Source organism: Ruthenibacterium sp., from assembly GCF_017421385.1.
GTDB lineage: Bacteria > Bacillota > Clostridia > Oscillospirales > Ruminococcaceae > Ruthenibacterium > Ruthenibacterium lactatiformans.
In genome coordinates this window covers 1-13632 of record NZ_JAFOIN010000068.1, presented here as the reverse complement: position 1 = coordinate 13632, position 13632 = coordinate 1, and the positions used below count along the sequence as shown (strand labels likewise).

General features: G+C 63.6%; 13 protein-coding genes. 11 read left to right on the top strand and 2 right to left on the bottom strand.

All coding sequences use genetic code 11. The features are described 5' to 3' along the window. The 10 genes from IIY41_RS07135 to IIY41_RS07090 all read left to right on the top strand — a co-directional run. The coding region (locus IIY41_RS07135; RefSeq protein WP_287400189.1) for a sensor histidine kinase at positions 1-1572 on the top strand (1572 nt) is incomplete at its 5' end. Beyond that, positions 1569-2462, top strand: a complete 894-nt coding sequence (locus IIY41_RS07130) for a hypothetical protein (protein ID WP_050004700.1) — start codon at positions 1569-1571, stop codon at positions 2460-2462. The genes IIY41_RS07135 and IIY41_RS07130, both read left to right, overlap by 4 nt. Next, complete coding sequence (locus tag IIY41_RS07125; RefSeq protein ID WP_050004699.1) at positions 2459-3868, top strand: hypothetical protein; 1410 nt, start codon at positions 2459-2461, stop codon at positions 3866-3868. Before IIY41_RS07130 ends, IIY41_RS07125 begins: the two co-directional genes overlap by 4 nt. A 156-nt stretch (positions 3869-4024) precedes the next feature. After that, positions 4025-5158, top strand: coding sequence for a cysteine desulfurase family protein (locus IIY41_RS07120; RefSeq protein ID WP_243134003.1), 1134 nt, complete (start codon positions 4025-4027; stop codon positions 5156-5158). A 107-nt stretch (positions 5159-5265) separates the two neighbouring features. Continuing rightward, positions 5266-6438: a tRNA uracil 4-sulfurtransferase ThiI gene (thiI, locus tag IIY41_RS07115; RefSeq protein ID WP_009325119.1), complete on the top strand. Its 1173-nt coding sequence runs from the start codon at positions 5266-5268 to the stop codon at positions 6436-6438. 40 nt (positions 6439-6478) lie between these two features. Beyond that, complete coding sequence (locus tag IIY41_RS07110; RefSeq protein ID WP_009325118.1) at positions 6479-7801, top strand: competence/damage-inducible protein A; 1323 nt, start codon at positions 6479-6481, stop codon at positions 7799-7801. Between the two features lie 100 nt (positions 7802-7901). Then, positions 7902-8975, top strand: a complete 1074-nt coding sequence (locus IIY41_RS07105; RefSeq protein WP_009325117.1) for a hypothetical protein — start codon at positions 7902-7904, stop codon at positions 8973-8975. A gap of 391 nt (positions 8976-9366) precedes the next feature. Continuing rightward, a complete protein-coding gene (locus tag IIY41_RS07100) occupies positions 9367-10098 on the top strand; it encodes a gamma-glutamyl-gamma-aminobutyrate hydrolase family protein (protein WP_134109272.1) in 732 nt (243 codons plus the stop codon). Between the two features lie 140 nt (positions 10099-10238). After that, positions 10239-11318 (top strand): SulP family inorganic anion transporter, encoded by a 1080-nt coding sequence (locus IIY41_RS07095; RefSeq protein ID WP_009325115.1) that lies wholly within the window; start codon positions 10239-10241, stop codon positions 11316-11318. A 40-nt stretch (positions 11319-11358) separates the two neighbouring features. Continuing rightward, positions 11359-11901 (top strand): phosphoribosyltransferase family protein, encoded by a 543-nt coding sequence (locus IIY41_RS07090; RefSeq protein WP_009325114.1) that lies wholly within the window; start codon positions 11359-11361, stop codon positions 11899-11901. Between the two features lie 104 nt (positions 11902-12005). On the opposite strand, the gene IIY41_RS07085 is transcribed toward IIY41_RS07090, so the two are convergent. Continuing rightward, positions 12006-12656 carry an epoxyqueuosine reductase QueH gene (locus IIY41_RS07085; RefSeq protein ID WP_155200713.1) on the bottom strand — a complete coding sequence of 217 codons (651 nt, stop codon included), beginning with the start codon at positions 12654-12656 and terminating at the stop codon, positions 12006-12008. Between the two features lie 104 nt (positions 12657-12760). Next, positions 12761-13051: a hypothetical protein gene (locus tag IIY41_RS07080; protein ID WP_287400188.1), complete on the bottom strand. Its 291-nt coding sequence runs from the start codon at positions 13049-13051 to the stop codon at positions 12761-12763. Between the two features lie 227 nt (positions 13052-13278). Here IIY41_RS07080 and IIY41_RS07075 point away from each other — a divergent pair, with 227 nt between their 5' ends. Continuing rightward, positions 13279-13491, top strand: a complete 213-nt coding sequence (locus IIY41_RS07075; protein ID WP_009325111.1) for a DUF896 domain-containing protein — start codon at positions 13279-13281, stop codon at positions 13489-13491. Positions 13492-13632: the final 141 nt, after the last annotated feature.

Here is a 13632-nt window from a genome sequence, read left to right as displayed (position 1 = left end):
GGCGCGCAGGCGGCGGAAAGCGGCGCGGCCCGCCCGGCAGGCGGCGCCGGAAAGACGCTCCGTGCACTGGGCTTTGCCCAGAAGCTGACGCTGGCCATGCTTCTGGTGCTGGCCATGGCGCTCTCGCTGGGGGGCGCGGTGGTACTGGCCGGAAACTTCGACGATGCTCTGAACGAGGCGGGCCAGCAGGCGGAGGTGCAGCATCTGCTGCAATGCTATGCGCTGGAATCCGACCTGTTGGACGTGGCCGCGCGGGGCGAGACCGTGACGGACAGCCATCTGGCGCGCTACGGCAGCTCGCTGGAGGATTATGTGGGCGGAAAGCTGGTGGCCCTGTACCGCGGTGACGCGGCGGCACAGGGCGGGACGTCCTCCGCCGCGGCGGAGACGGAAACGGAAGCACAGGCGGCTTCCGATGCAGAGCGGCAGCCCGCGGCGCTGCGCACGGTGTATACCTCGTTTCCCTGGGACGAGGGCCCTACGGGCCAGACGGATACTTACCGCATGCACCGGGACGGCGGCAGGACGTATATGCTGTTCGAGGCGGAGGTGGAGACCGTGGGCAATCCGCCCGTCACGCTGCTGACGGGACACGACGTGACCAGCGTGTTCGCCGCGCGGGACCGTGCGCTGCTGCGCTTCTGGGAAATGGAACTGGTGGTGCTGGTGTGCGCGGGCGCGATGATCGCGCTGCTGTCCCGCTGGCTGACAAAACCGCTGGCGCGTCTGACACAGGCGAGCGAAAGCATTGCGGGCGGCGCGTACGGCGAGCGCACGGGCCTTTCGGGCGGGGACGAGATCGGCGTGCTGAGCCGAAGCTTTGACGCTATGGCGGCCGCCGTGCAGGAAAAGGTAGATGCGCTGGAGCTGTCGGTGCGCCAGCGCGAGGACTTTATGTCCGCGTTCACGCACGAGCTGAAAACGCCGATGACGGCGGTCATCGGTTATGCGGACACGCTGCGCAGCATGCAGTGCGAGCCGGAGCAGCAGCAGCGGGCGGCGAACTATATTTTCAGTGAAGCGCGGCGCGTGGAGGCGCTTTCGGAAAAGTTGCTGCAATTGCTGGGCCTGCGGGAGCAGGCGCCCGCGCTGGAGCCGCTGGAACTGGAGCGCGTGTTCGCACGCGCCAGGGCGGCGCTGGGGCCGTCCGTTGCGCCGGTGGAGCCGGTGTTCCAGCCCGCGCCGGGCGTGCGGGTGCGGGGCGACGCCGATCTGCTGGTGGACCTGCTTTACAATCTTGTGCAGAACGCGGCCCGTGCCAGGCCCAAGGACGGCCGCGTGTCCATCGGCTGGCACACGGCGGCGGAAGGCCAGGGCGTGGACGTGACGGTGCGCGACACCGGCTGCGGTATCCCGGCCGCGGCGCTGGCGCGTGTGACGGAGCCGTTTTACATGGTGGATAAATCCCGCGCGCGGGCGGGCGGCGGCAGCGGCATGGGGCTGGCCCTGTGCGAGAAGATCGCCGCGCTGCACGGCGGGCGGCTGCAAATTGAAAGCGTTGAAGGGGAGGGCACCGCGGTGACGGTGCGCCTGCCTGCGGCAGACGGCAAAGAAGGAGGCGCGGCAGTGTGAACAAATGGAAGAAATGGTTCGCGCGCCCCGCGGCCGCGGTGCTGTGCACGGGCGTTTTGGCGCTGGCCCTCTCGGCCGTGCCCGCCCTGACGCTGTGGCTGGGCGACGCGGGGCTGCTGGCCCAGCCGCACGCGCGCACGCAGAAAGCGGGCGCGCTGGCGCTTACGGGCGAGGATATGTATTTAACGCGGGTGCTGAAAAAATACAGCCGGCGCGGAAGCCTGAGCGGTTACCAGCGGGCGGGAACCAGCCCGGATTCCATGTATTATGTCGAGCCGGACGGCTTGCTCTTCCATGTGGAGGAACTGGCGTCGGCGGGCGTGCTGCCGGAGGAGTGGGCCGCCTATTTTATGGATCAGATTGGACTGTCCACGTATCAGAGCGAGGATAGCCTGGGCTTTGTCAACTACATAAGCTATGGCCGTCGGGATGAAAATCTGGGCTATTATATCATTGGCGTCACTGTGGAGAGCCAGTCCCAAAAGGTGGTGGGGCTCTGGGGTACGGCAGAGGAGTGGGCGGGCCTGCCGGAGCCCGACGCGCCGGCGGTGCTCGCGGCCTACAAAACATACCTCGGCATGGACAGCCTGGCAGACTGGGCCGGGCCGGAGGGTACGAAATATGCAGAGAACGGTCTGTATTCCGCCTCGGCCGGGCTGCTGCTCGCCTGCCAGAGCGGGTTTTATGTTGCATATCCCGATTATACATTTGAAGCCGGAGGCGACCAGCAGCGTATGTATTTCAGCCTGAGCGCGGCGTCCGTGGAAGAAAGCACCGTGCGCGGCTGGCAGGAATATCAGCGTTCCTTCGGCGCGGGGGCATTCAGACAAGCGGATGCGGACACGGCGCGGCTGCAGGAGGAGCAGCCGGAAGAGGAGGCGATGGGATGAAGCGGATTTTTGCACTGTGCCTTGTCCTGGCGCTGCTGGCAGGATGCGCGCCCGCCCCCAACGCCCCTTCCTCCGGCGCGCCGGCCTCCTCCCAAACGGTGCAGGAGCCGCCCGCGCCCACGTTCGCCGTAGGTGTGCTGGACACTGTGCAGTGGAGCGGCTATGGAACGGGAAGCAACGGCGGCGACGCTTATTACGAACTGGCTGTGCTGGCCGAGAACGCCGCCGGGCCGGACGGCCTTACCCGGCGCGTATCCATGCTTTTACGTACGGATTACGCTACGCTGACGCAGGCGCCGCTGTGCAGCGTGCCGGGCTGCGGCCACAGTGACGCCGCGTGCCCGGCGTACATAGAGGGAAACAATATAGCGGTTGCGGCCATTGGCGGGAACGTCTACCTGATGGGCTCCGTGTATGGGACGTGGTTTGTACAAAACGCAGCCTCATCGGCGGCCGCGGCTTATATCGACGTGGTGGACGCTTCCGGCGCCCGGCGCAAAAGGGTGATGGAATTCCCCCAGGGCTGGGAGGTGTACAGCGATTCTTTCTCCTACACGGACGGCGGAGCGCTGTACGGAAGCTATTACGACCATAGCGAAAATGTCTCCGGCGGCGTGCGGGTAGACCTGGCCACCGGGGAATATACGGTATTTGAGACAGGCGGAGACAGTATATTGGGCGTGTCCGGCAGCAGCTTCCTCATGCGGCATTATGAATATCCGCTGGATGACGGCGTTTATCCCGGCGTGGCTGTCGGCGAGGCAGAGCAGGTGCGGGGCCAGCAGATGGACGAATGGCTGGTGCAGTATGATTTGGCCGCAGGCACGCGGATGCGCCTCGGCAGCCCGCAGATGGATTGGTATGGGGAGTACGATGGCTACGGCTATCTTGGCGGCATGTATGTGCGGGACGGCAAGCTGTACCAGATGTTCATTCAGGATGATGACGGGGACGCCTCTCTGAAAACACTTTTGGAACGGGATATTTTTAACGGTACGCAGCGGGCGCTGGCTTCGTTCCGGCCGTCGGCCTCCGTACCATGGCTGGACTTTGGTCTTCATGATATACTTCCGGCATGCTGCGGCGAACAGGAACCGTATTTATGGGCGGGTGCTTTCAGCACAAGCGGCGCGGGCTGTGTCCCGGCCTATTTGATCGATGTGCGGGACGGGCAGCTGCGCGAAGTTTTGCTGCGGGCTGAAGAACCGTATACGGGCGGGGAAACGGCGGCCTTGCCGCTGGCCCGGACGAACGGCGGTTTATGGCTGGTGCCGGTGGCGGCAATGGAGGACCCGTGGGGCGGGATGCGCCGGTCCTATGCCCTCGCCGCGCCGGAGACCGTGTTTGCCGGCAGCGGGGAGCTGCAGTATATCCGGATGTGGACGCCGCCCGATGCAATGGGATGATTTTTGGAAGAGGCGGCGCCCTCCGGCGTCAATATGCCGATGACGGCGGCCTGTGTTCTTTTCCTCACAGGCCGCTGTTTTTTCTTTCTTTCCGTTGCCTTGCACTTTGTTTGGTAGTATAATAATTTTATATATGGTTTTTGGGAGGCTTTGCCTTTGCATTATCTGGATAACGCCGCCACCACACGCGTGGCCGACGCCGTGGCCGACACAGCGGACGCGGTGCTGCGCGCCCATTACGCCAACCCGTCCTCGCTGTACGCGCCCGGCGCGCAGAGCGAGTTCGTTTTGTCCGGCGCGCGGGAAACGGTGGCCGCGTCCCTGGGCGCGCAGCCGGGGGAGATCGTGTTCACGGCCTGCGGCTCCGAGGGCAATAACCTTGCTGTTCTGGGCGCGGTGAAGGCGCGCGCCGCCTGGGCGGACCACATTGTCGTCACGGGCTACGAACACCCCAGCGTGCAGAACCCCGTGGCCGCGCTGGAAAAAGAGGGCTGGCGCGTCACCGTCGTGAGGCCGGACGCCTCCGGCCATGTGGACGCCGGGGCGCTGGTACGGGCCGTCGGCTCCAAAACAGCCCTCGTCACAGCCATGCATGTAAACAATGAGGTCGGTTCCATTCTGGACGTGGCCGCGCTGGCCAAAGCGGTGAAGGAAAAAAACAGCCGCACGGCCGTACACATCGACGGCGTACAGGCGTGGGGCAAGGTCCCGCAGCGGCTGAACGGAACGGCCATCGACAGCTACGCGGTGTCCGGGCATAAGATCCACGCGCCCAAGGGCGTGGGCGCGCTGTATGTGCGCCGCGGCTACAATCTGGCCCCCGTGTTTCTGGGCGGCGGGCAGGAACAGAAGCGTCGTCCGGGCACCGAAAACGTGGCCTATATCGCCGCCATGGCCAGGGCTATTGAACGGATGCTGGCGGACGGAGGCCGCGCCGGGCGCATCGCGGCGCTGAATAAAACGCTGCGGGACGCGCTGGCCGGAATGCCGGGTATTGTGCTGAACAGCCCGGCGGACGCGCTGCCCGAACTTGTGAATTTCTCGGTGGAGGGCGTCAAAAGCGAGACGATGCTCCATTTCCTTGAGAGCCGGGATGTGTATGTATCCAGCGGCTCGGCATGCAGCAGAGGCGAGGCCAGCCATACGCTGACGGCCATGGGCCTGCCGAAAAGCCGTGTGGACACCGCACTGCGCGTCTCGTTTTCCGGCGAGAGCACACCGGAGGATGTGCGTGCGCTGCTGGACGCGCTGGCCGAGGGCATGCGTACGTTGGCGAAAATACGCCGCTGACGGGGGGCGGACGCGCCCGCCCGGCAGAAACTCGCGGCTTTGTTTTCTTGTGGAAGCGCCCGTAAGGGCGGCCGCCTTTACTTTAACGAAAGGGAATTTTGCAGAATATGAAAGAGATCATTCTGGCCTATCAGGGCGAAATGTCGCTGAAGGGGCTCAACCGCGCCACCTTCGAGAGCGTGCTGCTCAAGACCATGCGCCGCCGCCTGAAATCCCTGGGGAATTTTAAAATCTACAAGGCGCAGAGCACGATGTACGCGGAGCCTGCGGGCGATGAGGACATCGACGCGGCGGAGGAGCGCATCGGCAAAATTTTCGGCATCGCGGCCATCAGCCGCGCAGCCGTGTGCCCCAAGGACTTTGCTGTCATTGCGGACACCGCGAAGGAATACCTGTGCGGCGCGCTGCGGGCGGCAAAGACGTTTAAGGTGAGCGCCAAGCGCTCGGACAAGACGTTCCCCATGGACAGCATGGAGATCGCCCGGGAGCTGGGCGGCGTGCTGCTGTCGGCGTATCCCCACCTCAAGGTGGACGTGCACCACCCGGACGTGAACGTGACGGTGGAGATCCGCGATTTTGCGGCGTATGTCCACGGCGGCAAAAAGCCCGGTGCGGGCGGCCTGCCGGTGTCCACCTCCGGCAAGGCGGCGCTGATGCTGTCCGGCGGCATCGACAGCCCGGTGGCCGCGTATATGATGGCGAAGCGCGGCCTTTCGCTGGCCTGCGTGCATTTCGCCAGCCCGCCCTATACCAGCGAGCGCGCCCGCATGAAGGTGCTGACGCTGGCCAAAAAGCTCACGCCCTATACCGGCAACCTGAACGTATATGTGGTGCCCTACACCGCCGCGCAGGAGCATATCCGCGACAACGCTCCCGAGGACCTGTTCACGGTGCTGATGCGCCGCAGCATGATGCGCATCACCAGGGTTCTGTGCGAAAAAGAGAGCGCGGACGCCATTGTCACGGGCGAGAGCCTGGCCCAGGTGGCCAGCCAGACGCTGAAGGCCATCGCCTGCACGGACGCGGCCCAGAGCCTGCCTGTGCTGCGCCCGTGCATCGGCATGGACAAAACGGAGATCACCGACATCGCACGGAAGATCGACACCTACGAGACGAGCATCCTGCCCTATGAGGACTGCTGCACCATCTTCACGCCGCCCCACCCGAAAACGAAGCCCCATCTGGATGAGATCGAGGCCGCGGAGGCGGGCATGCCGGGGCTGGCTGAGCTGGAGGCACAGGCCGCGGCGCAGGCTGAAGTGGTGTATGTGAACCTGTGAGCGGGTCTCTTTATTTTCTGCAAACCAGGGGATGACGAATATGGAAGCTGAGATCATTGCCGTCGGCACCGAGCTGCTGCTGGGCGATATCCTGAATACGAACGCGCAGTTTTTGAGCCGTGAACTTGCGGCGCTGGGCATTACCGTGCACTTTCAGACAGTGGTGGGCGACAATCCCGCCCGGCTGGAAAGCGTGGTGCGCCAGGCACGCGGCCGCAGCGACCTGCTGGTGTTTTCCGGCGGGCTCGGCCCCACGGAGGACGACCTGACCAAACAGACCGTGGCCCGCGCTTTCGGCGACACGCTGCGCTTTGATGAAGCGGAGCTGGAGAAGATCCGCGCGTTTTTCACGGCATGGGGCCGCACGATGCCCGAAAACAACAAAAAGCAGGCCATGGTGCCCACCCATGGCCGCAAGATCCCCAATGCCAACGGCACTGCGCCGGGCATGATCTTCGAGGACCAGGCCGCGCCCGGCAAATATGCCGTGCTGCTGCCCGGCCCGCCGAAGGAGCTGCAGCCCATGTTCCTGAACAGCGTCAAGCCTTGGCTGGCTGCCATGAGCGACAGCGTGCTGCACTCGGTGACGCTGCGCGTCACAGGCGTGGGCGAGAGCCATCTGGAAAGCAGGATCGGCCATCTGCTGGAAAACGCCAACCCAACGGCCGCCGTCTATGCCAAGACGGCCGAGGTCGTCATCCGCATCACGGCCAAGGCCGCGTCGGAGAACGAGGCCCGGCGCATGTGTTTGGACTATGCGAAGCATTTTTACGATATCCTGGGCGATTGCGTCTATGCCATGGACGCGGATTCGCTGGAGGAAGTGGTGGTGAAGGAGCTGGCCGCACGGGGCCTTACGGTGGCTACGGCGGAGAGCTGCACGGGCGGCATGCTGTCCCAGCGCATCACGGCCGTGCCCGGCGCAAGCGGTGTGTTCGCCTACGGCGCGTGCACCTATGCAAACGATATTAAGGAAAAAATGCTGGGCGTGCGGCATGAAACGCTGGAGGCATACGGCGCCGTATCGCCCGAGACAGCCGCCGAGATGGCCCGGGGTGTGCGCAAAGCCGCCGGGGCGGATTTCGGCGTGGGTATCACAGGCATCGCGGGGCCGGGCGGCGGCACGCCGGAAAAGCCCGTGGGACTTGTGTATCTGGCCGCTTGCAGCGCCGATACCGTCTATGTACAGAAGCTCGTTATCACGGGCCGCACGCGCGAGGTGGTGCGTCTGTCCAGCACGCAGCACGCGCTGGAGATGGTGCGCCGCCTGGCGCTGGGCCTGCCGCAGCCGGCCTGCACGGCCTTCCCGGCGGAGGAGCCGGCCCATCTGATGCAGAAAGGCGCGCCTGCGCGGGACGTATAGCGCCCGCATGCAGCATACCAGAACCGCCGGAGCCGGCGTGAAAAAATAAAAAAGCGGCCCGGCGGCAAAGATCCCGGCGGGGCGGCAAGGAGGACACAGCATGCAACCTATGGAGAAGAATGTGGAAAAGCAATTGGTCGTGCGCACGTTTGAACCCGACATGAACGCGCTCAAGCAGACAGCAAAGCAGCTGGCCCACATGCAGGACACCAGCCTGAATCTGTACGGGCAGGCGGGCGAGGTGCTGATCGTTGTGACGGCGCGCGCGTATGCCCAGGCCGCCGCCACCGAGCTGACGGAGAACGTGGCCGAGCAGTTCGAGCTGGCGCTGGGCCCCGCGGCCTACGGCCGGGGCAAGGGAAGCCTTGCGTATTTTACGGCGGGCGAGCTGATCCAGAGCGAATCCACCATCGCTGCGGCGGACCCCGCCACGGGCGCGCTGCTGGCGGAGGAATTCTCCCACACCAAGCGCGGCCCCAGCGTATTTGATTTCGGCGACGGCAGCTACAACGATTCCCGCGTTGTGGCGAAGATCAAGAATGCCGTCTACAAATATGCCGAGGAGGGCAATGCGCCGCAGATCGCGGCGGCACGCGCGGCGGCGGCCGCCCGGTTCGCCCATGCGGATTTCGGCGTTGCCAGCGTGGGCATGGGCACCGGAGCCGAGGTGGTTTACCTGGCTGTGGCGCACCGGGGCTATGTGTATATCAAGCGCATCAAGAACGGCGAGGGCGCGGGTAAGGTGGTGGCGCTGTCGGCGCTGGACATGGTGCGCCGCCTGGCGCAGAAGCAGCCTGTGGACCGGGCGCGGATGTTCAAGGCGAACTCTGATTTTGACTGGAACGCACCGCTGAAAAAGCGCCGCTCCAGCAAATATGCCGCGCCCATCGCGGTGCTGGCCGTGCTGCTGGTTGCGCTGGCCGTGGCGTGCTGGTATTTCTTCACACACTTTTCACTGGGCGGCGGGAACGGCGCGGGCGGCGCGCTGCCTGTGAGCGGCAGCACCAGTATCAGTACCAGTGCCAGCTCCGGAGAGCCGGCTTCCGTGCCGGGAACAGATGCATCCGTGAGCCAGCCCGCCGGGGACGGCGGCTCGGGCACGCCAGATGCGGGCGGAGCTTCCTCCACGCCCCAGAGCAGCGGAAACACGGGTGTGGTGCATCCCTTCGGCTGATGGTAAAAAAGCGCTTGCGGCGCGCTTGAAAGGCGGATGGCGCGGGCGGGAAAATCGACATGGAAGGTAGCCCACGGCTCACACGCGGCGCGCGGGCAAGCCAACATACCGAAGCCGTGCCGGCGACCACGCAAAAACCGCGCTTGCCAACAGGCCGAAAGCCGGCTGCCCCATACGACGGAAACGGCATGGCGACGGGCTTTTTACCGGTTGGCCGGCAAGCGCCTCCGCGCTTGCCAACACATTGTTATCTCAAGGCTGTTCCGGCGCGTTCCAACACGCCGCCAACAGAGGCTTTGACACAAGGCCAACAACAATGGAATAAAGCAATAGAGAGTATGTGTGCGTGCGGGCGAAGAGCCTGCGCCGCGCCGAAGGGAAGCGTGAAAGCATGAAGCCGGTAATCGGGATCATCGCGGCCTGCACGCGGGAGGTGCACCCCGCCTATACCACAGGGCACGATTACGTGCGCGCGGTGGAACGCGCGGGCGGCCTTGCGCTGCTGCTGCCCGCCACGCCCGACGCCGTGAGCGCGGGCATGGCCCAGTGGCTGGCGCTGTGCGGCGGCTTTGTGCTGCCGGGCGGCGGCGACGTTGCGCCCACCTATTACGGCCAGAGCCCGGTGCCCCAGCTCACCAGCACCGACCGCCTGCGCGACAACGTGGAGCTGACGCTGTGCCGCGCCGCGGCGCAGCATAAAAAGCCGCTGCTGGGCATCTGCCGCGGCGCACAGGTGCTGAACGTGGCATTCGGCGGCACGCTGTGGCAGGACATCCCCGCGCAGTGCCGGGCGGCCATCTGCCATTATCAGGACAGTGCGGCGCGCGGCGAACTGTTCCACAGCCTGACGCTGGCGCCGGACAGCCTGCTGGCGCGTATCATGGGGCCGGGGCAGCACGAGTGCAACACGTTTCACCACCAGGCGGTGCGGGACGTTGCGCCGGGCTTTGCGGCGGCGGCACACGCGCCGGACGGCCTTGTGGAGGCGGTGGAAAGCGCGGACGGCCTTGCGCTGGGCGTACAGTGGCACCCGGAGAATCTTGCGCCCGAGCATCCGGACCATGCGGCTGTCTTCACCTGGCTGGTGGATGCGGCGGCCGGAGGCGCGCTCCTAAAGCGCTGAACAAGGCCCCCGCGCAGTTTTTTGCGTGACAAAAGCTGCGCTTTTTTGCCAAATGCTTGCACGCCCGTACACGCGCCGTTATAATGAAAATGGCTGTTCCCGTGCGGGAAAGGCCAAATAAAGAAAACAGGTGTGTGGATATGGAATTTTTACAGGATATCCTTGCGGCGATCGGCGTCGTGCTCAACGGCATCCCGCAGGGGCTGCTGGCGCTTTCCATGGGCTTTGCCTCGGTGCCGACGGCGCTGGGGTTTGGCGTGGGCGTTATCGGCTGCCTGCTGCTTGGTTCGGTGGCTCCGATCTCTTTCCAGGCCGAGACGATCGTGCTGGCGGGCACGATGGGCAAAAACATGCGCGAGCGCCTTTCGATGGTATTCTTCGCAGGCGTGACGATGGCTGCGCTGGGCGCGTGCGGGCTGCTTACGGCCATTGTGAACTTTGCGGGCGAAACCGTGCTGAACGCCATGATGGCGGGCGTGGGCCTGGTGCTGACGAAGCTGGCGCTGGGCATGATGAAGGAAAACAAATTGGTTGGCATTACCTCGGTGGTTACGGCGGTGCTGGTCTACTTCTTTCTGGGACAGAATCTGGTGTATACCATCGTCATCTCGCTGGTGGTGTCCAGCGCGGCGGCGAAGCTGGCCGGACAGGACATCGGCGGCGGCGTGGGCACGGCGGAAAAAATGGGCCGCCTGAAGCTGGAAAAACCCATTTTTAACCTGAGCGTACTGCGCGGTGCGCTGGCATTGGCCTGCCTGACCGTGGGCGCGAACATCGCGTTCGGCTCCATCACGGGCGGCATCGCGGGCGCCTCGCAGAATGTGGACCATCTTACGATCTATTCCGGCCTGGCCGACGCGGTGAGCGCGTTGTTCGGCGGCGCGCCTGTGGAGGCGATCATCTCCGCAACGGCGGGCGCGCCCCATCCCGTTACGGCGGGTGTGCTGATGATGGGCATCATGGCCGTCATTCTGTTTTGCGGCCTGCTGCCCAAGATCGGTAAATACGTGCCCAGCCAGTCCATCGCGGGCTTTCTGCTCATCCTGGGCGCGGTGGTGACGGTGCCGGGCAACGCGGCGGCGGCTTTCGCGGGCACAGGTGCGGGAGATACCATCGTAGCGGGCGTTACCATGGGCGTGACAGCGTTTACAGACCCGTTCTTCGGCATGCTGGCGGGCATCGCCCTCAAGCTGTTGTTCGGGGCCGGGCTGGGCCTGTAACAGGCGGCGCGCGAGCCGTGCAGAGAAAGGAATTGGATTTATGTCTGATTGTTATGAGCTGAATGTGGCGGGCGTAACGCGCCAGCTGCCCATCATTCCCATCTCGCCGGAGCTGGCCATCGCCAGCTTCGTCATCCTGGGCGACTGTGAGCTGGTAACAGCCGCCGCGCCCTTGCTGGCGCAAAAGCTGCCCAAGGTGGATTATCTTGTCACAGCTGAAGCCAAGGGCATCCCTCTGGTGCACGAGGTCAGCCGTCTGCTGGGGCTGCCGTACTATATCGTGGCGCGCAAAAGCGTGAAACCCTATATGGCGGAACCGCTGGTAGACGAAGTGGTATCCATCACCACTCAGAAGGCGCAGACGCTGTGTCTGGACGGCAAGGACGCGCTGGCCGTAAAGGGCAGGCGCGTGGCCATTGTGGATGACGTGATCTCCACAGGAGAATCCCTGAGCGCCATTGAGCGCCTGCTGGAAAAGGCCGGTGCGGAGATCGTGGCAAAGGCGGCGATCTTGGCCGAGGGAGAAGCGGCCGGGCGCGGGGACATCATCTTTTTGGAGGAACTGCCCCTGTTCCCGCTGTGAGAGCGGGACGGCCGAAAAATACAATTAAAAGCTCCGGCTGCATTTCTCTGCAGCCGGAGCTTTTTGTACCGCAAAACGATACATCTCAATGTCTGCGGGCCCGTTTAAGCGCCATGTTTATTCTGCGCGCTTTTGCGCGCCGCGCGGGCCTCGGCCTCGCGCCGGGAGAACACGCACCCGCAGTAATCCTGCCGGTACAGGCCGTACCGGGCGGCCAGCTCGGTGCTGCGCTTGAAGCCGTTTTTCTTTTTGAAATCCGAAGGCAGCCAGCGCACGCCATACTCCGCGGCAAACGCTTCTCCCAGTTCACCCAGCCAAACGGCGTTTTTGTGCGGGCTGATGGACAGCGTGGTGGTGAAATAATCGTATCCGTCCGCCGCCGCGGCCTGTGCGGCGCGGCGCAGGCGCAGCCGGTAGCATTCATAGCAGCGGCGCCCGCCCTCGGGGATGTCCTCCAGTCCTTTCACGGCCGCGTAAAATTCTGCGGGCGTGTAAGGCTCCGCCAAAACATCCACCGCGCCGGGCAGAGGCATCTCCTGCACAAAGCGGGAAAGCTCCCGCGCGCGGTGGGCGTATTCCTCCGGGGTGTCGATGTTGGGATTGTAGTAGTGCGCCGTGATGGAAAAATGGGGCGAAAGATATTCCAGCACATAGCTGGAACAGGGCGCGCAGCAGCAGTGCAGCAGCAGGCGGGGCGTTTTGCCCTCGTTTTTCTGCAGTTCACGTTCCAGCTCCAGCTGATAATTCACAGCCATGCCACCGCCTCCTTTCCTGTCTGATATTGTATCACTTCAAGCCCTATTCATCAAATATTACAAAAAGGTTAAAGTTTCTATCAAACTTTGTTCACATCTTCCCTCTATACTAAAAGCATGCCACAAAGAGCGGCACGAATATAGATAAAAAGGAGCCGAACGCTCTTTGATATGCGCGGGCGGAAGAAGTCTTCCGCCAAAAGCGCGCGGCGGCACAGGCCGCCAAAGCCTTTTTCTTCCAAGCCGGGCCGCGCAAAGCCGCCGCCCGGCGGCCAAAGCCATTCCCGCGCGGCATTGCCTGCGGGTTTATATAGATTATAACAAGCCAACTTCTTTTTCATGAACTTCCTTTCACAAGAAATATGCGGCGGCCCGCTGCAAAAGGGCTGCCGCATATTTCTTTTTCCGGGAGGGAAGTGTAAAAACAGTTCTTACAATTTTGTTAAAAGCATACAAAAAATCTGTATTTGTGCTATAATTACCCCAAACCGACCACAGCCGCGGCCATGCGCATTTCGTGCGCTGATGCTTCTGTACACGGATGCTATTGAAAATCAATTGAACACCCTGTGCTCCGCGCCGCAGAAACGCTGCCGGAGCGCTGAAAAAGGAGGAACAGGCTATGACGGACGAAAAGATCGCGCGCATCAATGCGCTGGCCAAAAAGAGCCGTACGCCCGAAGGGCTTACCGCTGAAGAAAAAGCGGAGCAGGCCTCGTTGCGTAGAGAGTACATCGACGCCATGAAGGGCTCGCTGAAAAAACAGTTGGACAACACGGTCGTTGTGGATGCGAACGGCAACCGTATGCCGCTGAAACAAAAGCGGAAACAATAACGTCTAATCGGCACACAGGGGGAAAGGAGGGAGCCGCATGCGCGACCGTGAAAAAGAACGCAACATCCGCTTGCCGGAGAGCTATGTGCAGCAGGGCGGCCCCGTGCGTCCGCCGCGTCCCTCCCGCGCCCGCCGCGCCGC